This window comes from Scopulibacillus cellulosilyticus (assembly GCF_042665295.1).
GTDB lineage: Bacteria > Bacillota > Bacilli > Bacillales > Sporolactobacillaceae > Scopulibacillus_A > Scopulibacillus_A cellulosilyticus.
Genome location: NZ_JBHTCO010000004.1, coordinates 251,659 through 276,283 on the forward strand (window position 1 = coordinate 251,659; position 24,625 = coordinate 276,283).

General features: G+C 39.4%; 21 protein-coding genes. 18 read left to right on the forward strand and 3 right to left on the reverse strand.

Annotation, left to right across the window (positions count from 1 at the left end; all coding sequences use genetic code 11):
• Positions 1-31: 31 nt before the first annotated feature.
• The 3 genes from ACFQRG_RS04435 to ACFQRG_RS04445 all read right to left on the reverse strand — a co-directional run bounded on the left by ACFQRG_RS04435 (position 32) and on the right by ACFQRG_RS04445 (position 2,972).
• Entirely contained in the window at positions 32-1,510 is a 1,479-nt protein-coding gene (locus ACFQRG_RS04435) for a sodium:solute symporter family protein (RefSeq protein WP_380964091.1), read from the reverse strand.
• Entirely contained in the window at positions 1,507-1,707 is a 201-nt protein-coding gene (locus ACFQRG_RS04440) for a DUF3311 domain-containing protein (RefSeq protein ID WP_380964093.1), read from the reverse strand. The genes ACFQRG_RS04435 and ACFQRG_RS04440 overlap by 4 nt, the downstream gene beginning before the upstream one ends.
• Before the next feature lie 137 nt (positions 1,708-1,844).
• Positions 1,845-2,972 (reverse strand): M42 family metallopeptidase, encoded by a 1,128-nt coding sequence (locus tag ACFQRG_RS04445; RefSeq protein ID WP_380964095.1) that lies wholly within the window; start codon positions 2,970-2,972, stop codon positions 1,845-1,847.
• 271 nt (positions 2,973-3,243) lie between these two features.
• On the opposite strand from ACFQRG_RS04445, the gene ACFQRG_RS04450 reads away from it, so the two are divergent.
• The 18 genes from ACFQRG_RS04450 (at position 3,244) to larE (ending at position 24,624) form a co-directional block, all read left to right on the forward strand.
• The gene (locus tag ACFQRG_RS04450; protein ID WP_380964097.1) at positions 3,244-3,894 is read left to right on the forward strand and encodes a GntR family transcriptional regulator; all 651 of its coding nucleotides are present in this window, start codon (positions 3,244-3,246) and stop codon (positions 3,892-3,894) included.
• Positions 3,895-4,146: 252 nt separating this feature from the next.
• A complete protein-coding gene (locus ACFQRG_RS04455) occupies positions 4,147-4,332 on the forward strand; it encodes a hypothetical protein (RefSeq protein WP_380964099.1) in 186 nt (61 codons plus the stop codon).
• Positions 4,333-4,357: 25 nt separating this feature from the next.
• Positions 4,358-5,521, forward strand: coding sequence for an APC family permease (locus tag ACFQRG_RS04460; protein ID WP_380964101.1), 1,164 nt, complete (start codon positions 4,358-4,360; stop codon positions 5,519-5,521).
• Positions 5,522-5,769: 248 nt separating this feature from the next.
• Positions 5,770-7,149 carry an APC family permease gene (locus tag ACFQRG_RS04465; protein ID WP_380964103.1) on the forward strand — a complete coding sequence of 460 codons (1,380 nt, stop codon included), beginning with the start codon at positions 5,770-5,772 and terminating at the stop codon, positions 7,147-7,149.
• Positions 7,150-7,265: 116 nt separating this feature from the next.
• Positions 7,266-7,661 (forward strand): hypothetical protein, encoded by a 396-nt coding sequence (locus ACFQRG_RS04470; RefSeq protein WP_380964105.1) that lies wholly within the window; start codon positions 7,266-7,268, stop codon positions 7,659-7,661.
• Positions 7,662-7,937: 276 nt separating this feature from the next.
• Positions 7,938-10,070: a sigma 54-interacting transcriptional regulator gene (locus ACFQRG_RS04475; protein WP_380964107.1), complete on the forward strand. Its 2,133-nt coding sequence runs from the start codon at positions 7,938-7,940 to the stop codon at positions 10,068-10,070.
• Positions 10,071-10,323: 253 nt separating this feature from the next.
• Complete coding sequence (locus ACFQRG_RS04480; protein WP_380964109.1) at positions 10,324-11,793, forward strand: aldehyde dehydrogenase family protein; 1,470 nt, start codon at positions 10,324-10,326, stop codon at positions 11,791-11,793.
• Between the two features lie 51 nt (positions 11,794-11,844).
• Positions 11,845-13,212, forward strand: a complete 1,368-nt coding sequence (locus ACFQRG_RS04485; protein ID WP_380964111.1) for a putrescine aminotransferase — start codon at positions 11,845-11,847, stop codon at positions 13,210-13,212.
• A gap of 259 nt (positions 13,213-13,471) precedes the next feature.
• Positions 13,472-14,416 (forward strand): U32 family peptidase, encoded by a 945-nt coding sequence (locus tag ACFQRG_RS04490; protein WP_380964113.1) that lies wholly within the window; start codon positions 13,472-13,474, stop codon positions 14,414-14,416.
• 87 nt (positions 14,417-14,503) lie between these two features.
• Entirely contained in the window at positions 14,504-15,274 is a 771-nt protein-coding gene (locus ACFQRG_RS04495; protein WP_380964962.1) for an IclR family transcriptional regulator, read from the forward strand.
• Between the two features lie 79 nt (positions 15,275-15,353).
• Entirely contained in the window at positions 15,354-16,256 is a 903-nt protein-coding gene (locus ACFQRG_RS04500; protein ID WP_380964115.1) for a fumarylacetoacetate hydrolase family protein, read from the forward strand.
• A 192-nt stretch (positions 16,257-16,448) separates the two neighbouring features.
• Positions 16,449-17,768 (forward strand): MFS transporter, encoded by a 1,320-nt coding sequence (locus tag ACFQRG_RS04505; RefSeq protein ID WP_380964117.1) that lies wholly within the window; start codon positions 16,449-16,451, stop codon positions 17,766-17,768.
• 69 nt (positions 17,769-17,837) lie between these two features.
• Complete coding sequence (locus ACFQRG_RS04510; RefSeq protein WP_380964120.1) at positions 17,838-20,015, forward strand: dihydroxy-acid dehydratase domain-containing protein; 2,178 nt, start codon at positions 17,838-17,840, stop codon at positions 20,013-20,015.
• A 167-nt stretch (positions 20,016-20,182) separates the two neighbouring features.
• Positions 20,183-21,286: a class II histone deacetylase gene (locus ACFQRG_RS04515; RefSeq protein ID WP_380964123.1), complete on the forward strand. Its 1,104-nt coding sequence runs from the start codon at positions 20,183-20,185 to the stop codon at positions 21,284-21,286.
• Positions 21,287-21,360: 74 nt separating this feature from the next.
• Positions 21,361-21,768: a BlaI/MecI/CopY family transcriptional regulator gene (locus ACFQRG_RS04520; protein WP_380964126.1), complete on the forward strand. Its 408-nt coding sequence runs from the start codon at positions 21,361-21,363 to the stop codon at positions 21,766-21,768.
• On the forward strand, positions 21,755-22,582 hold the full coding sequence (locus tag ACFQRG_RS04525) for a M56 family metallopeptidase (RefSeq protein ID WP_380964129.1): 828 nt from the start codon (positions 21,755-21,757) through the stop codon (positions 22,580-22,582). The genes ACFQRG_RS04520 and ACFQRG_RS04525 overlap by 14 nt, the downstream gene beginning before the upstream one ends.
• Before the next feature lie 20 nt (positions 22,583-22,602).
• Positions 22,603-23,655 (forward strand): DmpA family aminopeptidase, encoded by a 1,053-nt coding sequence (locus tag ACFQRG_RS04530; protein ID WP_380964131.1) that lies wholly within the window; start codon positions 22,603-22,605, stop codon positions 23,653-23,655.
• Positions 23,656-23,802: 147 nt separating this feature from the next.
• Positions 23,803-24,624, forward strand: coding sequence for an ATP-dependent sacrificial sulfur transferase LarE (gene larE, locus ACFQRG_RS04535; RefSeq protein WP_380964134.1), 822 nt, complete (start codon positions 23,803-23,805; stop codon positions 24,622-24,624).
• Position 24,625 lies beyond the last annotated feature (1 nt).

Sequence of the window (24,625 nt, forward strand, 5' to 3'; positions counted from 1 at the left end):
CAATTCCAAAAGTGCTTCATCGATTTAACGATTAGGTAGATTGAGTTTCTTCTTTCACAGGAGCAGCCGTAACAGCCAGATTTTTGGTTAATAGACTTACAATTAACATAACAGCAGTATTTACAATTAGGGCAACCATTCCGATACTTAAATCTTTCATTGCTTGAGGTAAAAATGGGAATAAGGAACCCATGGTAGCCCCAGTGAGATTAATTGCAGCGACGATAAGCACCCCGGAAATCATACCTGCGGCGGCACCGTATTTTGTAACAATCCTTTTCTTTGTGAAACTGAAGATGACAGGCGGGAGTAATTGAGCAATAAAGTCATAGGCTAGTAAAAGGAGCACGACAATTCCTTGACCGCCATTTAAGGTAAAATAGACTGACACAAGTGCAATAACAGGGATCAAAAACTTTGATAAATTTGATACTTGCTTTTCTGTTGCTTTTGGGAAAATAACTTTATATACATTTCGTGATAACGATGTTGAAGAGTTAATCAAAAGCATTGAACCGGGAACTAATGCTGTTAATAATCCGGCTGAACCTATCAAACCGACAAACCATGGGTCAAAAGTTTTAACGGAAACTTGCAATAATGCAAGATCGGTATTTTTTAACCCCGGTACCTGCAAAACTGCGACGGTACCGACAAAAAATATAAAAAGAATCATCAATGTATATAATGGGGTAACAATGGCATTTCTTCGAATGGTAGTCCCATTTTTAGCTGAATATGCAGCTGCGAATAAATGCGGCCATGTTAAACCGCCTAAAACTGTTACGATAACTGTAGAAATAAACCAAGTTAAACTTAAGCCGCTGCCGGGAAGAGCAAGAAACCCGGGCTTCGCACTTTGGACAGCTTTGAACATTGGTTCAATACCCCCATAATAATGAAAGGGGAGGTAAATCCCAATGAATATAACAACACAAAAAATCATAATGTCTTTTAAAATAGCTGTCCAAACTGAGCCGTGAATTCCGGAAATCATGACATAAATTGTTACTGCAATAACACCGATCCAAACGGCAAGGGTTGGCGAAATCGCTCCATATGACGCTACGGAAACAATAATTCCAAGACCTTTAAGCTGCAAAACGATATAGGGGATCATCGATACAACACCGATAATAGCAGCAAGGACGCCAAGAAATGGGCTATTATATTTACTGGCAAAAAAATCAGACTGTGATACCAGCTTCTTTTCTTTTCCATATTTCCAGATAGCAGGGTATAACCAGTAAATGACGACATAGTTAATACTTAAATAAGCTAGGATATATAAGGCCGGCCCCCCTTTACTGTAAGCCCAGGAGCTTGCACCTAAGAAAGTGAATGTCGTATAAGATTCTCCAGCCATTAACATAAAGACGAGAATTGTACCGAAGCCGCGTCCCCCGACCGCCCATTGCTCCAGGTCCATTTTTTTCCCTTTTTTAGATTGAATCCCTAAATAAAGGGCTATAAGCAGAAAAGCCAGAATTATGTAAAGTGCACTATTCATTCTGTATCACCTTCTTTGTTGGCAGGATCCAGTTTAAAAATAATTAATATTGTAACGGAGGTTAGAACGACCCACAGGACAATCCAAAACATAATAAACGGCATTCCTAACACAAACGGTTCCACTTTGTTAACAAGCGGCAAAAATCCTAACATGCCTATAAAGGGAATAAAACTAAGAAAATGGATAATTTTCATTAATAAATCCTCCCCGCGGGATTGATTCCCAATGATTTAAGATGTGTTCTCGTCCTGATGATAGTCTTAAAAGTTTGAAAGCGTGTTCAAAAAGAGGGCGACAGGATCAGCCCTGGCTTTTTGAACAACTGGTATTATTAAATAAAATTCAAATCCTTATTTCCATTAGCTTCAACAATGCCTTTTACAATTTTTAACACGCCGTCAGCATCGTTTAAATTGACTAATTCAACCGGTGAGTGGGAATATCTACGAGGGGTAGCGAGAACACCCAACGGTATGCCTTTTCCCGCTACAGCCAAATTAGCTGCATCAGTTGTGTAGGCGTCTCCATTTAATGTCAGGTACTGCACCTGAACATCAGCCTGTTCTGATTGCTCTTCAATCATTTCTCTTACTTTTGGATGAATATGAGTAAACGCCATTCCAGGTACGCTGTCAGAAACAGGGCAGGCAGGTCCTTTGCCAAGATATACCGGAAGAGACTTTTCTGTATCAATATCAGGCGTATCCCCCGCGGGAATCGTATCCAGGACAATCGCATAATCCGGTTCAAGGGCATTTCCAACCATTGTTGCACCGCGAAGTCCCACTTCTTCTTGAACGGTTATGACGCCGTAAAGTGTGCCGGCAAAATCGGAAGCTTTGATTTGACTGAATAATTCTATTAAAATAGCACAATTGATCCGATTATCAATAGATTTGCATGATATAAGGTCTTTATTATGCATTTCCATGAAATCGCTTTGAAATACAATCGCATCGCCAATCTTAATTCCCATTTCTTCCACTTGTTTTCGCGAAGCGGCGCCGACATCGATGTAACAATCCTGCGACGATTTTACTTGCCGGCTTTCTTCAGGTGTTTGCATATGACCGGCCTTGATGCCTATAATTCCGGGTATTTTTTTGTTGGTTATCCATACTTTTCTGCCTTGAAGAAGTTGATCGGAAACGCCGCCAATTTTATCAAAAGCAATATAACCGTCAGGAAGAATATTTTTAACACATAAGCCAATTTCATCAGAATGTGCTGAAACCATTATTTTTGGACCGGCCGCCATCCCGTGTTTTACAGCTATGACGTTGCCGCTGTTATCGACTTTAACCTCATCTGAAATTGAAGAAAGGCTTTCTTTTAAAAATTTTACGACCTCTTGCTCTGAACCTGAAACCCCAACAAGGCTTACTAACTGCTTAAGCTTTTCCCTTATGCTATCTTTTGTTGTAGTAACTTCCGGTAATGTTTTTGAATGGTTCATCATTGCATCTCCTCCAAAAATATTAGCTTTTTTTGGTCAAAATGGGTGTTGATCATTTTTTTGATAGTCAACTGTCGACAATTTTAATTATAACTAATTAGAATATAATTTCAATAAACTTAATTTAAAATTTTCAAACTGGTTTATAATGGTATAGAAATGAATTAAAATAAAAACTACAGTATGTTTAGGAAATGCACGATTTCCAATGTGAAATCAATGAGTTATGATTAAATAAATCGGCATACGGGTTTAAATAACTGGAGGAATTAAAATGACTCATATCGATTTAAATAAAAATTCGTTATCCAATCAAATAGCTGAAAGAATTACGGAACAAATTATTACAGGTGAGTTGAAACCGGGAGACAAGTTGGTTGAGAATTCGTACGCTGACGAATTTGGTATAAGCAGAGCACCGATTAGAGAAGCATTCTTACAGTTGACAGTTGACGGACTTGTTGAAAAAATCCCCAGGAAAGGGACAATTGTAAAAGAATATACTGAACTTGAAATTTATGATCTGTTAAAGATTCGCATGAACCTTGAATCATTGGCAGTCGAGCGAATATCTGAGCAAGGCGTAAATATGGCTGTCATTCATAAAATGGAAGAACTTCTTGAGGAAATGAAAAATGAAAAAGAAACAAGCCGTTATGCACGCTTGAATCAATCATTTCATCAGGCCATTATTGAAATGAGTCAAAGTAAAATTATTAATGATATGTACTCAAGACTGGGATTACCGCTCTTATCAATCCAGCATGTTTCTTTTTCCAGAGAAGGAAATATCGAAAAGTCTATTAAAGAACACTCGCTTATGATCAGCTATCTAAAAAACTGTCAAATGAAAGAATTGGCTAATCTTTTATATAAGCATAATAATGATGTACTTATCGGCATTAAAAAAAAGCTGCAAAGTTAACCAGTAAAAGGCTCTGGTCAAGGAATAAAAGTTTAACAAACGCAAACGATTGTAAAAATCAGGGGAAAACTTAATATATAACTGTCAACAATCGACATTACCTTATATTTTCAACCTAATATTCATAAATAGATTGTGGTGCAGCCCTATTTCAGGCTGCACTATTTTTTATACGTTAGTAAAATATAAATTGGCATAAAATTTGCATTATTAAAACCGAAAATGTATTAAAATTGAATGGGAGTGTGTATATTGAATAAAAATTCTTCATTAAAACGATCGTTGACCCTGTTGCCAGTAGTATTATTCGGACTTGCATACATGGCGCCGCTGACTGTATTTTCTACCTATGGCGTTGGTATGGAAACAAGTAAAGGGCTGCTTCCGGCTGCTTATGCGGCAGCTTTGCTAACTATGTTATTTACCGCTTACAGCTAAGGAAGAATGGCCCAAGGCTTATCCGGTGGCGGGATCGGCTTACACTTATACACAAAAATCTATTTCTTCGCATATCGGTTTTCTTGTAGGCTGGATGACTCTGTTAGACTACATATTGCTGCCGATGATAAATTTCTTAATTGCAGGGAACTTTTTGGCTGAAGCTTTTCCGGCTATACCTGCAGATATATGGATCTCTTTTTTAATTATTATAGTGACCGCTGTTAATGTCATAGGCATTAAATTAAATACATCTATTAATGGAATGCTTATGGTTTATATGGGCCTAGTTCTTATTATGTTTTTCTTTTTATCAATAAAAGATGTCGCCGGGATTGGCGGAACAGAGGCTTTATTAACATCGAAACCGTTTTTTAGTCATGGGATTTCATTTACATATGTTTTATCAGGGGCTGCCTTAGTCAGTCTTTCATTTCTTGGATTTGATGCTGTTACGACTTTGTCAGAAGAAACGGTAAATCCAAAAAAGACAATTCCAAGAGCCATTTTTATTACAATTTTCATTGCCGGCACGTTATTTACAGCAGTATCGTACTTTGCTTATGTCGTACATCCGAATTATACGACATTTCATAATTTAGATACAGCCGCATCTGAAGTTGCCCATCTTATTGGGGGCAGGATCTTTAATGCTATGTTCTTAGCGGGTGTTCTGGCGTCTGCAGCGGCCTCTGCACTTGCATCCCATGCCAGTGCTTCAAGATTGTTATTTGTTGCCATGGGGAGGGATAATGTTCTCCCTAAAAAGGTTTTTGGTTATGTGCATCCAAAATTCAAAACACCTATGTTAAATGTTTTGCTTGTCGGGCTTTTCGGGTGCTCAGCGCTATTTTTGAATTTAGAAACGGCTTCTTCACTTATTAATTTTGGAGCATTTATTGCTTTTATATTTGTTAATTTGTCGGTCGTTTTTCATTATTTTATTAGAAACAGGCAGCGCAACTTAAAAGGAATTATTGCTTATTTGATCCTTCCTTTATTAGGGGCAGCATTAACCGTTATTTTATGGGTTAATTTAGGTTTTAAATCGCTTTCCGTCGGTGTGACTTGGTTTTTATGCGGGTTCATTTACCTGATTTATTTGACGCAATTCTTTAAAAAGAAGCCGCCGCAATTTGATATGGAAGAAACACAATCGCTAACTATTAAAGAGGAAAATATCCTTTAAGGGAGAGGGATAAGGACTGGTTTTTAATAAATATTGGAAATCTGGCGGATTTAAAAAAGCATCTTAAGCGCCGCTGGTTTATTCATTATTGAATAAACTGCCCGTAATTGCATAATGTTTTTTATTAAAATTAAAAGTGTAATTAATTTTTCACAATTTAAAGTTGGCATAAATCTTGCATTAATTTTCAGTGAAGTCCGATTAGTAGGAAATGAAGAACTTCAGACATAAGAGGGAGTGGATAATCATTGCAGAGTCATAACATTACATTAGACCGTTCATTAAAGCTATTGCCGCTTGTTCTATTCGGGCTTGCTTACATGGATCCAATGACAGTTTTTGAAACCTATGGAGTCGGTGTTAAAAGTAGTCACGGCATGCTCGCCAGTGCCTACCTGTTAACATTAATTACGATGTTATTTACCGGTTTTAGTTATGGGAAAATGGTCAAAGCGTTCCCTGTTGCAGGTTCTGCATATACGTATGTACAAAAGTCGATTTCACCCCATTTAGGTTTTATAGTGGGTTGGGTTATCCTGCTTGACTATGTCCTGTTGCCAATGATTAATATGCTTATTGCCGGCACATATTTAGCAAATACTTTTCAAGGTATTCCGGCTCGAGTTTGGGTTCTGTTAACGATTATTATTGTCACAGGTATTAATGTTATAGGTATTAAGCTGAATACTAGGGTTAACGGTATCCTTCTGCTTTATGTCGCTTTAGTTATGATTTTCTTTTTTGTTTTATCTGTTAAGACAGTCCTGAGCGGAACGGGAACAGGACATCTATTATCAATCAGTCCATTTATTAATACTGACGGGTCATTGAAAAATGTTTTATCAGGGGCTGCATTAGTCAGTTTATCGTTCCTTGGTTTTGATGCTATTACGACATTATCTGAAGAAACAATCGAACCTACAAAAAATATTCCAAAAGCGATTATGCTTGCTTTATTTATAGCTGGGATTGCTTTTGTCGGAGTTGCCTATCTTGCTCATCTCGTTCATCCAAATATAGCATCGTTCAAAAACATTGATACCGCTTCCACTAGCGTTGCCAAGGTAATTGGCGGAAATATTTTTAGTGCTGTGCTTTTAGCTGGGATTGTTACGGCAACATCGGCGTCAGCATTGGCCTCTCATGCAAGCGCGGCAAGGCTCTTATTTGTGATGGGCCGTGATAACGTTATTCCGAAAAACGTTTTCGGTTATGTTCATTCGCGTTTTAAAACGCCGATCTTTAATGTTTTGATTATTGGACTTTTTTCCTGTACAGGATTATTTCTAAATCTTGAGACAGCTTCGACATTAATTAACTTTGGTGCATTTGTCTCGTTTATTTTTGTTAATATTTCAGTGATAGCCTATTATTTTGTCAGGAAAAGGGAACGCTCAGTTAAAGGGGTTATAACGAACCTTATTTTTCCGATTGTTGGAGCGCTGCTGACTTTAACCCTTTGGATAAATTTAGGGTTTGATTCACTTTCGGTCGGACTAACCTGGCTTGTCATCGGCTTTGTTTATCTCATTTTCTTAACAAAGGGCTTTAAAAAACAGCCGCCGCAGTTTGATTTGCAAGCTGCAGATGATGACAATTATGAACAAAAAGAAACAACAAGTGCATGAATGGTGAGGGTGGACATTTCTGCCCTCATTTTTTATTCTATAAGTACCGTTTTCTAACTCTATAGACAGGATTTTGACACCTTTTGCCGAATTATTATGTGAGAGGGGTGAAAGAATTGGAATATGAAAAAGACATAGTTTTGAAAATTGAAAAATATTTTCATAAAGATCAAGATAGAACACTAATCAATGAAGCCTTTCAAAGCATCGGAATGTTTTTAGCTGAAATTAAAAATGGAGTAGGACTGACAAAAATAGGAGAAAAACTGATTATTTCAACTTCACCGTCAGGAAGTTTACAATTTTTCAAGTTAGGAAATAGGCGCATTTCTTTCAGAAAGCATGATAAAGAAATCTTAGTAAGAGTTTCAGAAAACGGTGTAGAACAGATATTTGATACTATAAAATTAATAAACCCTAAGGAATTAAGAAGTGAAAAATACCAAAAACCCTTTTCGGAAGAATTAATATACAATTATATTATGGATAATTTAAAAGATATCTTAGAATAAGCACCCAAGAGCGGTGCTTTTAAATTTGACAATATACGATTCTAGTGATTAGAAAGTACATATTTACTAACATACAGTAAGTTTTTAAAAGTGATTGTTTTGTGTACCATTAAGGTATATTTTGGAAACCTCGAAGCGAATTCAAGGGAGTTTCCAAGATAAGGTCGATAGTATAAGGGCAGCTTAGTCTAATCGCCGCCTTTTAAGGCTTGCCAATCGGCAAGTTTTCTTTATAGAATAGAAGTAAGAGACATTTATAGAAAGGGGCTGCCATCAATGCAAACGATGATGAACAAAAAACTAAGGCCCATTTTTAGTATTCCGATAGATCTGCCGGAAAAAGATTTAAAGAAAAAACTTAATCATATTAAAGAACCATTTATTTTTTTAGAAACGAATGAGAGCCCTTTTGCTTATGTTTATTTAAAGGATATACCTGCCGATGATACGAATGTGCAGGACATAACGATGGACAGACTAAAGTCCCATGCAATTTCTTTAGAAAAGGTGGCAATGTTAGAGCCGGATAAGAAAGTGTCATTACCTTTTATCTTTCAGGTTCTTGGTGAACCTATCGCACTTGCAAAAAATGAAAAAAATCAAATTGCCGGTTATTTTAAAAGGGAAGATGTTCTTGTTGAGCTTTTTAAAGAAGATAATAAAAATACAAATATTTTAAAAGTAATGCTGACATCAATTCCAATGGGGATTTTTGTTGTCGACCGTGACAAAAAAATTGTTAATTTTAATGAGTCTGGACTTCGGATGATTAAATCAACATCCGAAAAAATGATAAATGCTGATGCTGAATCTATTTTTAAAAAGGAACATATTGACAGCGTTTTCGTGACAGGCAAGACACTTCTCAATCAAATCCTTGTCAACGATGAAATCGGCATCCTCGTCGATTATAGCCCAATTATCATTTCTGACGGGAAGGTTGACGGATTAATCGTTGTTGTTCAGGATTTGCCGATGGTTGAGGAAATGGCGATGGAAATTGAATCGGTTAAGAATTTGAATAGAGATCTTAATGCTATTCTTTCTACGATCTATGATGAAATTTTAGTCGTTGATGCGAATGGGGTCATCCTTCGTTACAGCGATCACTTTATTTCAGAGTTTTGGGAAGGCGATTTAAAAGACTTAGTTGGAAAAAACATTCTTGATATGGAGGAGAAGGGTAACTTCAGTCCATCTGTTGCCAGATTGGTTCTTGAAAAAAATAAGAAGGTTTCCATTGTCCAGGAAACTAAAAACGGAAAAAAGGTATTAGCTGTCGGTAATCCGATTTTTGACGATAACGGAAAAATTCATAGAATTGTCATAGCTTCCAGGGATATAACCGAGACGACGGAGTTAAGATCTAAGTTAAAGGAAATGCAAAAGATTTCAAATAAGTATAAAGAAGAACTGGACAATTTTAAAAATAAAGACCAATTTCTTAAAAAAGTCATTTATTGCAGTTCAAAAATGGAAAAATTAATGATGCAAGTCAAGAAAGTATCCGATTTTTCATCAACTGTCTTAATTTACGGCGAGTCGGGAGTGGGCAAGGAATTAATTGCGGAGTCCGTTTACAGATTAGGCAAGCGTTCCGATCAGCCCTTCTTAAAAATAAACTGCGGGGCTATTCCGGAAAACCTATTGGAAAGTGAACTTTTTGGCTATACAAAAGGGGCATTTACAGGTGCCAATACGAATGGCAAGGTTGGATATTTTGAGCAAGCGAACCATGGCGTCCTGTTTTTAGATGAAATCGGTGAAATTCCTTTGCAGCTTCAAGTGAAACTGTTAAGAGCGCTGCAAGAAAAAGAGATCATTCCAATTGGAAGCACGAAGCCTGTCAAGATTGATGTTCAAATTATTGCAGCGACTAACCGTAACCTAAAAGAAATGGTTGAAAAGGGAACTTTCCGGGAAGATTTGTTTTACCGCCTAAATGTTATACCGTTAAGGGTCCCGCCGCTCAGGGAAAGATCTGAGGATGTGCCATTACTCGCTTTCCATTTCCTCCAGCAATTGAACCAGCAATATGAGAAAAATTATCATTTTTCACCGGATGCTCTTAATTTGTTAGAAGTCTATTCATGGCCGGGCAATATCCGGGAATTACAAAACCTCATTGAACGTGTATTTGTTACAACTGATGATGATAATATCACGGCAGACTTTATTAGCCAGTTTTTAAACTTTGAAACAGTGGGCCACAAAAAGCCAATCATTACTGATATTTATCCGCTCCAGCAAGCTCAAGAATATGTCGAAGAACAGTTAATCATGCTTGCGATGAAAAAGTACAGAACAACGACTAAGGCTGCCAAAGCATTAGGCATCAGCCAGTCCTCTGTCAGCCGGAAATATCAAAAGCTGATAAAAAGACAAACGCAGCCCGAGTCCTTGGAATAAATGAATAAATGACTATTTATGCAAAAGCGGTTAACCTATGCAAATTAGCATAGGTTAACCGCTTTTATTTTTTGAAATAGTAATTGGATCAAAAAACTAAATGGCATCTTTGTTTCGCTAATACTAGCTATTTCAGCCTCTAACCGCTCACTTCCTGCTTCCAAGAAAAGGCTTCATTCCTGTTTTTTAAATTGGCATAGAACTTGCATAAGGAATGGTGAAAGAAATTTAAAATCAAAGGGGAGAGTAAACCGTGCTGGATTTAAAAATGTATATTAATGGACAGTGGCGGGACTCGAAAGAAAAAAGAGACGTTATTAATCCTGCTAATGGTGAAGTTATAGCTCAAGCAGCTGAAGGCACCATCGATGATGCCAAAGATGCTGTCAACGCTGCAAAAGAAGCTTTCGAAAGCGGCGTTTGGTCTGAACTTCCGGCTGTTGAACGGGCAAGTTATTTGCTTAAGATAGCCGACAAAATTGATGAACGCCACGACGAATTAACCAAATTAGAAACAATGGATAACGGTAAACCGCATCGCGAGGCTGGCGGAGATATCAGTGATGCAGCTTCCTGCTTCCGTTATTATGCTGGATTGATCAGATCCCCTGAGGGCGGTCAAATCTACGATGTTCCAGAACCAGTACAAGCGATGGTAGTACGTGAACCGGTTGGTGTCTGCGGATTGATTGTACCTTGGAACTATCCAATGCTCATGAGTGTTTGGAAGCTTGCGCCAGCATTAGCGGCAGGAAATACAGTTATATTAAAGCCTTCGGAAATCACACCGATAACAGTAAATAAACTGTTTGAAATCTTTGAAGAGGTCGAACTTCCAAAAGGTGTCGCTAACATGGTGTTAGGTGCAGGGGCAACCGTTGGAAATGAACTGGCTGAAAGCAAAGATGTCGATATGGTTTCCTTTACAGGAGGCACAAAAACCGGCAGACATATTATGCAAGCGGCTACAGGTAATTTGAAGAAAATCTCCCTTGAACTCGGCGGGAAATCTCCAAATATCATTTTTGCTGATGCAGATTTTGAAACAGCTGTCGATTACGCGCTTTTCGGCATTTACTGCGGAACTGGTCAAGTTTGCTCTGCGGGTTCACGTGTCCTTATTGAAGAAAGCATTTATGATAAATTTATTGATCGTTTTGTTGAACGGGCAAAGAAAATCCGTGTCGGTGCAGGCGATAATGAAAAGACAGAAATGGGGCCTCTTGTCAGTGAAGAGCACATGAATAAAGTGCTGAAATACATTGAGATAGGCAAAGAGGAAGGCGCCCGTCTTGTTTGCGGAGGAAACCGTCTTACAGAAGGCGAATATGCGAACGGATTCTTCGTTGAACCGACTGCATTTGCTGATGCAACACCGGATATGCGCATTGTCCAAGAAGAAATCTTTGGTCCTGTTGTGGCATTCCAAAAATTCAAAGACGAAAAAGAAGCTATTAAGCTGGCAAACTGTACAGACTACGGTCTGGCCGGTGCGGTGTTTACACAAGACGGTGCTAAAGCGATGCGTGTTATTAAGAAAGTTCGTTCCGGCATTACTTGGGTGAATACTTATCATCCAACTTATAACGAAGCGCCATGGGGCGGCTACAAACAAAGCGGTATCGGCCGCAGCTTAGGCACATTTGGATTAGAGGAATTCCAGGAAATTAAGCAAATCAATATTAATTTAGAAGTAGAACCAACCGGTTGGTTTGAAGGTTAATAGGAAAAAACATCTTATAGAATTTGCGAAAATATTAAGGGAGAGAAAAAAATGAGCACACAAGTTAAAGAAAACAACAAGAATTATGAAGAAGTAAGCAGTTATCTTAAGCAGGTCCTTGATTTAATTAAAAAAGATGATGTATCTAAAGAAGATGCTGAATGGATTACTAAGCAAACGGTTGAAAATTTCCGCGAGCACGTCAACCCAGGTTTCTTAGACTATCGTAAAACAGTAACAAAAGATACCCAATTTGCAGCAGTAGAATGGTCTGACAGCGGTTCTCGTTTTAAAGACGTCAATGGCAAAGAATATATCGATTGTCTCGGCGGCTTTGGTATCTATAACGTCGGCCACAGAAATCCGAAAGTCGTTGATGCTGTTGAAAAACAACTGCATCGTCAAGCGCTTCACAGCCAAGACCTTCTTGATCCGCTTAGAGCTATGTTAGCAAAAGTTATAGCTGATATTACACCTGGAGATCTTAAATATTCATTCTTTGTAAACAGCGGTACTGAAGCTGTTGAAGGTGCTATAAAACTTGCTAAATCATACAGCGACCGGACAACTTTTATTGCAACAACTAAAGCTTTCCACGGTAAAAGCTTAGGTTCACTTTCCGGAACGGCGAAGTCGGTCTTCCGTAAGCCATTCCAGCCGCTTGTTAACGGTTTCCGTCACGTGCAATACGGCGATATTGATATGCTAAGAAAAACAATGGAAGCCTGTGCAACTACCGGTGACGACGTAGCGGCTGTTCTTTTAGAGCCGATCCAAGGTGAAGGCGGCATCATTATCCCGCCGGAAGGTTACTTGAAACAAGTACGTGAACTTTGTGACAAATTTGGCGCATTGCTTATTTTCGACGAAGTGCAAACTGGTATGGGGCGTACTGGTAAAATGTTCTGTGCTGAGCATTCTGAAGTTGTTCCTGATATTCTTTGTCTTGCAAAAGCTTTCGGCGGCGGTGTTATGCCTGCAGGTGCCGTTGTTGCCAGAGAAGAAGTCTTTAAAACTTGGTTCCCGAATCCATTTATCCATACAACAACATTCGGCGGTAACCCATTAGCATGTGCTGCGGCTCTTGCAACAATTAACACTTTAATTGAAGATAAACTTCCTGAGCGCGCAACAGAAGTTGGCGAATACTTCCTTAACGGCCTGAAAGAAAAAGCAAAAGGGCACGAAGATAAAGTCCTTGAAATCAGAGGCCAAGGCTTAATGATCGGCGTTGAATTCCATAAAGACGAAGTTGGTTACGAAGTATCAAAAGGCATGTTTGATAACGGTGTTCTTGTCGCCGGTACGCTTGTAAACTCTAAAACAATCCGTATCGAGCCGCCTTTGACTATCGAATATGCTGAAGTAGATCAAGTCATCGAAACATTTGGCAAAGTATTAGAACAAGTAAAAGCTTAATAATGAAATAAACGGAGGGTTAAGCACCCTCCGTTTATTTGTTTTTTTGTAAGAGCGCCAAAAAGCGCGGCTGCTATTATTCATTGTTCCTTGGATATTTTAACTGGTAATTTGTATGAATATTTTTAATTATTATTGACATATATCATCTAATATTGTACTATTCTAAACATAAAGTATATTGTAAAACTCTGTTTTATAATATAAAACAATTAAAGTTTTGCAGATTAATAGAAAAATTCCCCAGGGGGTGTATGCTTTGGATAAAACAAAACAAACAATTGAAAAATTAGGGTTTCCAAGCGGGGATTGTAATGGTCTTCCATCTTCGGCAAAAACATTTCCCGACGGCGCTCAATACCGGATTGAAATTCCAAGTGTTGAAGGACCAAAATCTTTTGAAGCGGTGCTTGAGGCATCATCCAAATATAACGTTCCAATCCATCGTGTATCGCAAGGCAGCGGAATCATGCTTTTAACCGATGATGAACTGTCCGGAATGGTTAATTTAGGGAAAAAGGAAAACCTTGAGGTCAGTTTATTTGCCGGCCGCGGGTCATGGGATATTACCGCTATGCAATGGTCAACTAACGGTAAAATACTTGGGGAACGTTTTGAAGGCATTGATCAGCTCGTATATGCGATTGAAGACATTAAGAGAGGCTGTGATGCCGGTCTAAGAAGCATTCTTGTTACCGATGAAGGTCTTCTCTGGCTCGTTAATGAATTTAAAAAGTTAGGTGAACTTCCAAATGATTTGCTTGTAAAAGTATCTGTGCAAATGGGTCAATCCAACCCGGTATCCATTCGCCTGATGGAAAAAATAGGTGCAGGGACCTTTAATGTTCCAACTGATTTAACGCTTGCCCGTCTTGCAGCTATCCGGCAAGCCGTCGACATTCCAATTGATATATATGTTGAGGTTCCGGACGAGCTTGGAGGATTTATACGGCATTATGAAATCCCGGAAATCATAAGGGTTGCGGCACCGGTCTACATAAAATTCGGGTTAAGAAATGCACCGAATATTTATCCATCGGGGACTCATCTTGAAGAAACGTCAATTGCGTTGTCCAGAGAACGCGTGCATAGGGCACGAATTGGCTATGATATGATTCAAAGGTATGCGCCGCATTTAAAAACTTCAGAAAGAGGGGCAGAAGGCCTTGCGGTTCCTGCTGAATCAGCCGCTGTCTCTAAATGATATTATTTTTATGTATTCCGAATAAATAATGTACTTGGATGTGGTAATATAAATTTAAGACATTTAATGAGATAAGGACTGATAATGATGCCACTCATCCAAGCAGTAGAAAGAGCACTTAATATATTAGATTTATTTGATGAATATTCCACGGAGTTAAAAATTACAGAAATTAGCGAACGTTTGCTTCTTAATAAAAGCACTGTCCATTCATTATTGAAAACGCTTCAAAAGCATGGTTACATCGAGCAAAATGCTGAAAACGGCAAGTATAAACTTGGCATGAAACTCTTTGAAAGAGGGAATTTTGTTGTTCATAATTTGGATATCCGGTCCGTTGCCAAGAAGTACTTGTTAGAGCTCTCAAAGCAAACAGGCCATACGCTTCATCTTGTCATTTTAGACGGTAAAGAAGGTGTCTACATCGATAAGGTTGAAGGGTCATCAGGCATCGTTTTCTATTCCCGTATAGGAAGAAGGGCTCCGGTTCATAGCACAGGTGTAGGAAAAACGCTTCTCGCTTTTAGAAAAGAAGAAGAGCTTAATGTCATTTTAGACGGCTATGTCTTTAATAAGCAAACACCAAAAACAATCACGAATAAGGAAGAATTTCTGGATGAATTAAAAAAAATTAAAGAAAAAGGTTATGCCATCGACAATGAAGAAAATGAACCGGGTATTTGCTGCGTTGCGGTGCCGGTGCGGAACCATACTGGAGAAGTTGTTGCGGCTATCAGTATTTCGATGCCGACGCCCCAATTAAATGCTGAAGAAATGAAGCGGATTGTTCCTATGATGAAAGAAGCCGGTGAGAATATTTCAAAGGAAATGGGGTTTAATCCAACTCCTGTTTTATAAAAATTTAATAAAGTTGTTTTTACCTATCTAATGATAAAAACTGAGTTTTACATTATAAAATAATCTTGGGGGATAAAACATGCAAATTATTCGATTTCGCGGCGAAAACAGCAAGCCGCAATTAGCTGCAAGAACAACTGAAGGTCAGCTGTATAAACTTCCCTTTAAAGATTTTATAGACATGATAGAATGTGCCAGGCGGAAAAAATCCACACCGCTGACCTTAGTTAAAGGGATCCTTAGAGATTCACTTCCTGTTGGCAGGAAGTTAGATGAGTTAGAGTGCCTTGTTCCGATTGAAGCGGAAGAAGTCTGGGCAGCCGGAGTAACCTATGAAAAGAGCAGAGATGAAAGAAACTATGAATCTTCAGGCGGGAAATCCAGCGCTGCTACTTTTTATGATAAAGTTTACGATGCAAAGAGACCTGAAATATTTTTTAAGTCTACAAAAAAACGGACGATTGGTCCCGGTGAGACTGTTTATTTACGAAGCGATTCAAACTGGCAAATCCCCGAGCCGGAATTGGGGCTTGTTTTGGACCACAAAGGTGAAATTTTAGGATATACAATTGGCAATGATATGAGCTGCCGTGACATTGAGGGGGAGAATCCGCTTTATTTACCTCAGGCCAAGATATGGAGAAACTCTTGCTCAATTGGGCCGGCAATCAGACTGGCGGAATCAGTAGAGGACCCTTATCGTTTTCAGATCATCTGCCGGATATATCGTCAGCATACAAAGGTTTTTGAAGAAAGTGCCAGTACGAGTCAGTTAAAAAGAACATATGAAGAACTTTGCTCTTACCTGGCTAGCGAAAATATGATATTTGACGGAACTGTACTGTTAACGGGTACATGTATTGTTCCGCCATCCGACTTTACCCTTCAGGACGGTGACCAAGTAGAAATTGAGATTCCCGGTATAGGTATCTTAAGAAATCCGGTAAAAAGTCAAATTAATCAGTCATTAGAAGTTAAGTAAACTTTGAATCCAGTTTTGGGTCACGCAAGCAGGGGACCCGCCATTAAATTTTTTACTTCTGTTAAAACAGTATTTGTAAAACCGTCAAAATTTAAGGTAAATACATAGATTCCATAAGTTCATTTTTGTCACTTATGGAATCTATGATAAATACGGATATTTATTATATTTACAATTTGGGGTGGGAAGCAAATGGAGAGCCCGAACAGTGAAAAGGTATATTCCTTAAACTCAAAAGTTAATCAAAGGCGAACAAAAGTCAGGTATTTTATTGTATTCTTACTCTTCTTAGCTACAATTATCAATTACCTGGACAGGGCCAATCTTTCTGTAGTAGGTCCATCCATTGGAAAAAGTTTAGACTTAAGTGCAGGGGAAATGGGGCTGATTTTTTCGGCTTTTGGCTGGACTTATGCAATCATGCAAATTCCCGGAGGCTGGATCTTAGACAGGCTGGGATCAAAGATAACCTACGGCTTTTCATTATTAATTTGGTCAATTTTAACATGCTTTCAAGGCTTAGCAAATGGATTTGGATTATTGTTTGGATTAAGATTAGGCATTGGTTTTTCAGAAGCTCCGGCGTTTCCGACGAATAATCGCGTAGTCAGCACATGGTTCCCGCAAAAAGAGCGCGCGTTTGCCACAGGCGTCTTTACTGCCGGAGAATATGTAGGATTAGGGTTTCTAACACCGATTCTGTTTTGGCTTTTATCTACTTTTGGCTGGGAATCAGTATTTATTGTGTCTGGTGCAGCCGGCATCATTTTTTCCTGTGTCTGGCTAATAAAGTATAATGACCCCGCTAAAGACAAAAAAGTGAATCAAGCTGAGCTGAATTACATTCGTGAAGGCGGCGGCGTAGTTGAGAATAAAAGCGAAAGATCGAAAATTAGTTGGTCACAGGTTGCGAGTCTTTTTAAGCATCGCCAATTAATAGGCATATATATCGGTCAAATTGGCATAACGGCTACATTATGGTTTTTCCTTACATGGTTTCCTACATATTTAGTTGATGAAAAACATATGACGATCCTTCATGTCGGATTTGTTGCCGCCATACCATACATTGCAGCATTTATAGGCGTGCTTTTTGGAGGATTCTTATCTGATTGGATGATCCATTGCGGAATTTCGGTAAGTATAAGCCGCAAATTACCTATTATTATAGGTTTATTGTTATCTAGCTCTATTATTCTGGCTAACTACACATCTTCTGTTCCTTTAGTGATTACAATTATGTCTATTGCCTTTTTCGCACAGGGGATGGCGGCAATTTCTTGGACGATGGTATCTGAGATTGCTCCGCCTGAGTTAATGGGACTAGCCGGAGGCGTTTTCAATTTTGCCGGTAATCTGTCTTCGATTATTGTTCCTATTGTTATAGGATTTATCGTTGGGGCGACACATTCCTTTGGCGGCGCATTAGCTTTTGTAGCTGCAATAGCTGTTATAGGGGCGCTGTCGTACATTTTTATCGTCGGAGAAGTCAAAAGGGTCAAAATGGAATAAGTGAAATGTATTATGCTTTAACTGGCACGTGACAAGAAATTGATTTAAATCATAAGGGAGGAAGATAGTATGACGAAAACTGATACAGAGAAAAAGCCGAGAATTGATAATCCTATTAACCCTTACCGGGACAATGTACAAGGAAAAGCCAATGAACCAATTACTGTTGCAGGATTGCTCGATCGGGCGAAGCAAGTTTTGGGAAATGATTTTAAAGATCTGCAGTCCGATTGGACACTGGACGAGATTTATAACCGGTTAGAGGAAAATGCACCGCGCATCGCCATCATTGGCGGTTCATCTGATCATCCGGCTCATATATTAGATATTCGAACAGTTTCCCGGGCTGCCATGAAAATTTGGCAAGAGGGCGGTGTACCATTTTATTTTAGTACTCCGGTGCTTTGTGACGGCACTGCGCAAAGCAATATGGGCATGTCGTACTCACTGCAGAGCAGAAACGCAATAGCCGAAGTGGTTGTTAATCAAATGGAAGCTCATTCCTATCATGGTGCTTTTGTTATTCAAGGCTGTGATAAGCAGCCGTTAGCTGTCTTAAGCGGTTTAGCGTTATTGGATCGTGTTCGCCGTTTGCGCGGTGAAGCGCCGGTGTTTGCTTCATTTGCTCCTTCCCATGTCTTAAAAGGCGGAGAAATCCCAAAAAATTTGCAGGGAGAGCTACGGTCTGTTGCAGAAGAGGCTGCTCAAATGGGGTGTCAAGACATCGCAGACGATTTGCATGACGCTTTAAGTTATATTTTGCAATGCAGTTCGAATACCCAGTTTCAAGGTGTATTAGTTCGGGCCGTCAAAGAAGGTATTATTACTCATGAACAGCACAAGCATTTTGAAAAACGCCTAGCCGTTAATACTTGCGATTCAGCTGGCGGTATTTGCGCCTTCCATGGAACTGGGAACAGCTCAAGGGATATCATGGCGGGATTTGGGCTTGTTCACCCTAATTTAGAGCTTTTAACAGAACCGCCTCATCAAGACCAGCTCAACCCGGCTATTGAGTCATTATTTTCAATTACCAATCGTCCGGAGTGCAGTGTTGCAGAACTAATTGGCGCCAACATCGCTAACGCTGTTCGAATTCACAGTTCAGGCGGGGGATCGTCTAACTTAATGATGCATATTGTCGGGGCGATGATTTACGCTGGTTTCGATTTCACGCTTTGGGATATCGAGAAAATCCATCAAGAACATCCGATTCCTGATTTATTCAATTACAGCCTTACGGAAGGCAGAGATATATACGCATTAGCGCAGCAATGCTGCTCAGGAGCGATAAGAGGTATGGAAACGCTGTTTTATGAATTGCTGCAAAACGGCGTTCCGATGGATGTCGATGCATTAACCGTCACCGGCCAAACCTGGAAAGAAAGGTTAAGTGATCCAGAGGGATTAAGTGCAGACGGTGTTAAGGATAATCCGATCATCCTCAGCAAACCGCGGAGAAAATTTAGCGGTGTTGACGTATTGCGCGGTAATTTTTTTGAAAGTGCTGTTGTCAAAATCAGCGGTATGCCGACCCGGCAATTAGACCAATTCGATGAAAAGGTTTCTTTTGTTATTTATTTTGAAAATGAGGAAGAAGCCAATAACCAGCTGTTAAATCAACAATTTCTTGATGAATTAAGGGATCAAAAGGCATTTCGCGAAGCGCACCTGCAGCAAATGTGGGCGCACAATCAGCCTGAAACATATTCGGAAGCGTTATCATTAACATACAATGAATTATTTGATCGCATGTTGAAAGACGAGATCTTAAAACTATCAATCATTATTGCCGGTCAAGGCCCTGAAGCATTTGGCATGCCGGAAATGTTTACACCGATGCAGCATATTAATGCTAACCGCAAGCTTCAGAGACTAGCCACTTTGATCAGCGATGGCCGTTATTCAGGCGTTTCTTATGGTGCGGCAATTGGTCACATGACACCAGAAGCCTATCACGGCGGTGGGATATTATATCTGGAGCAAGGCGATTTGCTGCATTTGCGTTTCCGTTCAAAGCGAATCGAATTACTGGATCCAAAATCTTTTGAAAAAGGAATGATAAATGAGTATCAAGGCAATTTAAAATCAGATAGAAAATTCATCGGTGAACAAAGAAAGACTAATATGAGAAAAAGGCAAAGAACGGTTGCGGCATCCAATCGTTTGATCGGGTGTACTGATGCATCTGAAGGTGTTGTTCCCGAGGCGGTCAAAATGGATGCCATCATAGCATTTAACCGATAAATATCTTTCCCCCTGGCAAAGTCCCGAAATCGTAAATGAAGTAAGATTTCGGGTCCTTCTTTATACGCGGGATTTAACGAAGCTGTCTAAAAAATGTTAAAAGAAGCGGAGGAATCGCTAATTATCAGTAGAAAGAGTATTTATACCAAGTAAATGGAGGGAGAAATATGTCCAAACATACTGGTTTTATATGCGATGAAAGCTACTTTTGGCATCAGACGGGGAACGGTGCACTTAATATTCGGGCCGGCGGCTGGGTTCAAGAAGATACGCATGCCGAAAATCCTGAGACGAAAAGGCGCGTTAAAAATCTTCTTGAACGATCAAGATACATCAATGAATTAAATGTTATTTTACCAAGATCTGCGACACGCGAAGACATTGAAATGAATCATCAGCCAGCTTATATAGACATGGTCAAAAAGTTAAGCAGAGAAAACGGAGGTGATGCCGGTGTTCACGCCATTGTCGGCCCTGATACATATGAAATTGCATTATTATCTGCGGGCGGTGTGTTAACCGCTGTAGACGCTGTTATGGAAAAAGAAGTTCGGAATGCATATGCACTTGTCAGGCCGCCGGGTCATCACGCAGAACCGAATGAAGGCATGGGGTTTTGTTTGTTCAATAATGTTGCAATAGCAGCAAAATATGCCCGGGAAAAATATGGCTTGAAACGCATTCTTATCTTAGATTGGGATGTTCACCATGGTAATGGTACCGAAAGCGCTTTTCGATTCGACCCGGAAGTGTTATTTATTTCTATTCATCAAGAAAATATCTTTCCAAAAAATCGGGGAAATATCACGTACACTGGAGAAGGAGACGGTGAAGGTTTTAACGTTAATATCGAATTGCCGGCAGGCACAGGGAACGAAGGGTATCTCTATACGATAGAAAATGTTGTTGAACCGATTGCCGGCCAATTTAATCCGGAATTGATTTTGGTTTCTGCGGGACAAGACCCGAGCCGCTTTGATCCTTTAGGAAGAATGCTCGTTACGGCAGAAGGCTTTTACCAAATAGCTTCAAAGGTAAAAAATTTGGCAGATAAGCATTGCGAGGGACGCTTAGTTGCTTGCCATGAAGGAGGATACAGTACCGCCTATGTACCCTTTTGTACTTTAAGAGTTATCGAAGCTTTTAACGGAAAACGCAGCCAAATTGAAGATCCTTTTGACTTAGGCTATCACGAAGGCCCTCTTTATCCGAATCAAAAAGAAGCTGTTCACAAAGTCATTGATATTCAATCCTCTTATTGGGACTTTTAAAATGATGTAAGCTTTCCTTATGATATACTACAAGAAATAGTTTTACCCGAAGTCTTACATGGAGGAAAAAACATATGTCAGTCGATTCAACCCTTGCTAATATTCTTGGCCCGCTTGAGCTGAAAGTGATGAAATGCCTATGGGCGTTCGAAGAGGCAACCGTACAGAAAGTACTAGATGCTTTAAATAAAAAAGAAGATTATGCTTATACAACGATTATGACAGTAATGAGCCGATTAGCTCAAAAAGGGATATTACAACGAGTTAAGTCAGGCAGATCTTATCAATATAAGCCAATTTACACAGAAGAGGCACTTATCCGGCATATGTCCTCGCAAGCGGTTCATCAAGTTTTAGATCATTATGGAGACACAGCGATAGCACAATTTGTTGATACTGTAGGAGCGAGCCCGGAACAGCTTAAAAAGCTTAAGGATTTAATTGACCGGCTTGAAGGGGAAAAACCTGATGAGAAAGATTAGGTATGCCTTAAATGCCATCTTAGGATGTTTGTTCGTTGAAGCTTTGCTATGCACCTCTGTTTCTTTATTAAACAGCTGCAGTTTTACACCCAACCTTGTACCATGCTGTGATTTTGAAACGCTTAAAAATCATTTTCTTATTCACTTCATTTTTGGCGGTCTTGTTGCTTTAAGTATTGTGATTTTATTTTTATGGCGTCTCACTTATATGCTTTACCAAACAAAAAAGACTGTAGAACAATATCAGGTATTAAAAGTGTTAAACCATTTTCCTATGATAGCCGAATTCCAGAAAAAAGCAGGAATCCCCGTTCATGTTATTAAAAATGAGAAATTAGTCGCTTTTGCTTACGGATATTTTAAACCAAAAATTTTAGTCAGCTCGGCACTTATCGAGCAAATGGACAGTCATGAGTTACAAGCTATATTAGAACATGAATGTCATCATTGTCTATTAAAAGTTCCTTTAAAAAAATTAATATTTAACAGTACCGTTCATGCTTTATACTTTTTTCCGATTCTTAAACATTTTTATCAAAAGTATTTAGCAAATAAAGAAATTGAAGCCGATCAATATGCCATAGAAAGAACGGATAAAAAGACTTTAGCGACGGCGCTCTATAAAATGCTCCGATTTAAGAGTCATCGTTCCGGCGCGGCTGTAAATATGACAGATGAAATAGATTTAAGGATCCAAGCTTTATTAACCGGCAACGTGAATTGCCCCGGCTCCTTTTCCTTAAAAGCCGCAGTTGTCTCATTAAGCAGTTTTTATATGATGATGATGTTTATTGTATGCCTATTTATTAATTAAAAGGATTGTGAGGTGAACCTATGAATGGGCAAAAGAGGCTGAGAGATTACGGGATCAAGATCGGCCGAATGAAGACAGGTAAGCGTAATGCAATCACTGATGTTGCCGGCGTTACTGTTGGACATTGTACATTAAGCAATGGAGACATGCAAACGGGCGTTACAGCCGTCTTGCCTCATCAGGACAACATTTTTCAAGAAAAACTGATAGCGGCCAGTCATGTTTTTAACGGATTTGGAAAATCAATGGGTCTCGTTCAAATCAATGAGCTGGGGATACTTGAAACGCCGATCATTTTAACGAATACATTGAGCATCGGCATAGCTGCTGATGCTCTCATAAAGTATATGCTCAGAAATAATCAGGATATTGGTCGGTCTTCAGGGACTGTCAATCCGGTTGTCTGTGAATGCAACGATATGATGTTAAATGATATCCGTGCAAGTTATGTACGAAGTGAGCATGTATTTTCTGCTATCGAAAATGCAAGTACAGATTTTTACGAAGGCGGTGCCGGTGCGGGTACAGGTATGGTGTCCTACGGATTAAAAGGCGGAATAGGAACAGCATCGCGCTGTTTTACACTTTATAATCAAACGTATACCATTGGTGTCTTGGTTTTAGCCAATTTTGGCAAGCAAGAGGACTTGCTTGTGAACGGTTATCCGCTTGGCAGGGAACTGTCTGCCAAAGAATTAGACGAATCCGAAAAAGGTTCTGTCATTATTCTTGTGGCAAGTGATCTACCGGTGACTTCGCGGCAATTAAATAGGATCATTAAACGCTCAGCAGTAGGCCTGAGCCGGACCGGTTCATTTATAGGCAACGGCAGCGGAGATATTGTCATCGGCTTCTCGGCAGCACAGCGTATTCCGCAGCAAATGACTGGCTTAGTATCTGTGAAAGCGATTCATGACAATGATATGGACCACGCTTTTCATGCGGCGGCCGAAGCGACAGAAGAAGCTGTTTTAAATGCACTCGTAACAGCGGAAACAACTGTTGGAAGAGACGGGTACAGGGCGGAGAGTTTAAGAGAATATATTGATTGGGTAAAAATATTTGATTTTTAGAAATAAGGAATTAACTTAAGAAAGGGTATAGAGTACCTTCTATACTCTTTTTATCCAAGACCTTTTCAACAATAGTTTTTGTAATTTTGTAAAAAAAGGAGGTTAAGTGCTGCTTTTATCGAAAACTTATTAGAAGGAGTGATCAGGTTGCTTGAAGAAAAATACAAGAAATTGCAGAAGATTTTATGTGACATGGAAACAGCAGTGGTCGCATTTTCGGGAGGGGTAGACAGCACCTTTTTGCTTAAAGCCGCTCTTGATACGCTTGGTTCAGAAAATGTACTGGCTGTCACGGCAGATTCGGAAACCTATCCGCTTGAAGAACTGGAGGAAGCGAAAAAGCTTGCTGTTTTACTAGGTGCGAGACATGAAGTCATAGAAACATCTGAATTAAGTATACCGGGTTATTCTGAAAATACGCCAAACCGCTGTTATTTTTGTAAAAAAAATTTGTTCGAGCATTTAATCCCAATGATGGAGGATCACGGATACAAAAATATTGTATTTGGTCTAATAGCCGATGATATGGGTGAACATCGGCCCGGTATACAGGCTGCCAAGGAATTTAATGTTCGCGGACCGCTGCAGGAAGCTGACTTATATAAAAGTGAGATCAGGGAATTATCTCATGATTTTGGCCTTCCGACTTGGGATAAACCTTCTTTTGCTTGCCTTTCTTCAAGAATTGCTTACGGCGAGCAAATAACCATAGAGAAGCTGAGAAAAATTGATCAGTCGGAAAAATTCATTCGAAATATTGGTATCCGGCAAGTCCGTGTCCGGACCCATGACGCATTAGCCAGGATAGAAGTAGAGGCAAGGGATATGTATCATCTAATGGCCCATCGGATTGACATTGAACGGAAATTAAAGAGCTTAGGGTTTTCTTTTGTCACTATTGATCTTTCCGGCTATAGGAGCGGAAGCATGAATCAGCTTCTGGAGAAACAACATTATGCGGTCAAATAGA

Excerpts from the sequence above, each read along its gene's own strand:
- ACFQRG_RS04435 (WP_380964091.1), bottom strand. The coding sequence starts at position 1,510 with ATGAATAGTGCACTTTACATAATTCTGGCTTTTCTGCTTATAGCCCTT.
- ACFQRG_RS04440 (WP_380964093.1), bottom strand. The coding sequence starts at position 1,707 with ATGAAAATTATCCATTTTCTTAGTTTTATTCCCTTTATAGGCATGTTA.
- ACFQRG_RS04445 (WP_380964095.1), bottom strand. The coding sequence starts at position 2,972 with ATGATGAACCATTCAAAAACATTACCGGAAGTTACTACAACAAAAGAT.
- ACFQRG_RS04450 (WP_380964097.1), top strand. The coding sequence starts at position 3,244 with ATGACTCATATCGATTTAAATAAAAATTCGTTATCCAATCAAATAGCT.
- ACFQRG_RS04475 (WP_380964107.1), top strand. The coding sequence starts at position 7,938 with ATGCAAACGATGATGAACAAAAAACTAAGGCCCATTTTTAGTATTCCG.
- ACFQRG_RS04485 (WP_380964111.1), top strand. The coding sequence starts at position 11,845 with ATGAGCACACAAGTTAAAGAAAACAACAAGAATTATGAAGAAGTAAGC.
- ACFQRG_RS04495 (WP_380964962.1), top strand. The coding sequence starts at position 14,504 with ATGCCACTCATCCAAGCAGTAGAAAGAGCACTTAATATATTAGATTTA.
- ACFQRG_RS04500 (WP_380964115.1), top strand. The coding sequence starts at position 15,354 with ATGCAAATTATTCGATTTCGCGGCGAAAACAGCAAGCCGCAATTAGCT.
- ACFQRG_RS04505 (WP_380964117.1), top strand. The coding sequence starts at position 16,449 with ATGGAGAGCCCGAACAGTGAAAAGGTATATTCCTTAAACTCAAAAGTT.
- ACFQRG_RS04510 (WP_380964120.1), top strand. The coding sequence starts at position 17,838 with ATGACGAAAACTGATACAGAGAAAAAGCCGAGAATTGATAATCCTATT.
- ACFQRG_RS04515 (WP_380964123.1), top strand. The coding sequence starts at position 20,183 with ATGTCCAAACATACTGGTTTTATATGCGATGAAAGCTACTTTTGGCAT.
- ACFQRG_RS04520 (WP_380964126.1), top strand. The coding sequence starts at position 21,361 with ATGTCAGTCGATTCAACCCTTGCTAATATTCTTGGCCCGCTTGAGCTG.
- ACFQRG_RS04525 (WP_380964129.1), top strand. The coding sequence starts at position 21,755 with ATGAGAAAGATTAGGTATGCCTTAAATGCCATCTTAGGATGTTTGTTC.
- ACFQRG_RS04530 (WP_380964131.1), top strand. The coding sequence starts at position 22,603 with ATGAATGGGCAAAAGAGGCTGAGAGATTACGGGATCAAGATCGGCCGA.